This window comes from Serratia sp. 506_PEND, from assembly GCF_001076875.1.
GTDB lineage: Bacteria > Pseudomonadota > Gammaproteobacteria > Enterobacterales > Enterobacteriaceae > Serratia > Serratia marcescens.
The window spans coordinates 1-1,353 of record NZ_JVEL01000396.1 but is presented as its reverse complement, the minus strand read 5'-3'; the positions used below and the strand labels follow the sequence as shown (position 1 = coordinate 1,353).

Here is a 1,353-nt window from a genome sequence, read left to right as displayed (position 1 = left end):
CCGGCTTGCCGCCCAGGTCTTCGACGTCAGCCCCCTCACGATAGGGATAGCGATACTCTGCAACATCGCGGGACAGCGTATCCCGCGCATCAAGGCAGTCAAAGGCAATGCCCCGGAATGAGGCGTCAAGGAGATCATCTTTCCAGGCCATGGTCAGTTCCTCAACCCGTCGCGCTGGGTGCGGTCGTCGAGCGCGGCGTGGACTTCCTGACCATCGAGATAAACATGCAAGTCAAGGCGCTGCGGGTTCAGCCCCAAGGCATCGCTGGGCATCACGGCATTCGGGGTTTTCTGCTTGTCGACAAAAAGATTATCGCTAAATTTTTGCCCCAGCCAACCGCCACCCAAATACCCCAAAAGCGCCCCCAGCGCACCACCGACAACCGTACCTGGACCTGGCAATACTGCCGATCCAAACCCAGCGCCGAATTCCGCTCCGCCCTCCGTGGTTACCGTTCGCGTGGCGATAGTGGTGTCCTGCTTGTCTTTTTGCTCAGGCGTAAGCGACTTATCGTTATGCGTCTCATAGGCGTCATAGGCCCCTGTGGCTAGCGATAATACAGGTCCGAAAAGGCGGCCCATAAAATGTCCGGCCCCCTTGACAGCACCCACAGCCTCGCCGCCGATGGATTCTGCACCCTCGACGACATCTTCGGCGACGGCCCCCGCCTTGCCCCGAAGGCGCGTCCATGAGCCTTTAAGCGACTGGTAGGCTTTTTTTGTTACACCAGTGCCGAGCATGGTATCGAGAACTATACCCGCACCACCAACGGCTGAAACGGTCCCCAAAGCAACGCCCAACCCCACAAGCCCCTTGGTAACATTGGGCAGAACTTCATCTAATTTGGTGAATTCATCTGCCACCTCGCCCTCGAGCTTAGCCAGGGGAGTCATAATGTCATTTTGGTCAAGGATTTCCAGGCTGCCTGCGCGTTTTTTCTTGAACTCAGTCTCGTTTTGAATACCCTTCATATCCTTATCGGTCGCCAGTTCACCGGGTTTGCCGTAATACTCCTGGTCAAGTGCGCCCTGTAGCGCCTTGACTTTATCGTAATGCTGTTCGTAGGCAATAAAGGACATACGGGCTTGCTGGTTGCGAAAGAACTTACCGTAATACACACCACGGACAGCCTGTATTTGACGTTCAAGACGATCCCGTTTGGTGGGGTCAGTCGTTTTGTTTAATTGACGATTTAACGACTGGTATTGCTTGTCATTATCGATGGCCTTATTAACAATGGTTCTGGCCGCTTCCAATGGGTCAACGCCTTGCCCCATCTGTTTGATAATGGACTCATGCCAGCTTATCTTTTTTCCGCCGATCTTAATGCGCCCAGCAGCGCTATCCAGGTT

Annotated in this window: 2 protein-coding genes; both read right to left on the bottom strand. The window is 54.5% G+C overall.

The features are described from left to right. Positions 1-151, bottom strand: a 151-nt coding sequence (locus tag ADK28_RS30105) for a DNA circularization N-terminal domain-containing protein (RefSeq protein ID WP_193392134.1), incomplete at its 3' end; no start/stop codon positions are given. 2 nt (positions 152-153) lie between these two features. Then, a partial coding sequence (locus tag ADK28_RS32160) for a hypothetical protein (protein ID WP_048795943.1) occupies positions 154-1,353 on the bottom strand: 1,200 nt, incomplete at its 5' end.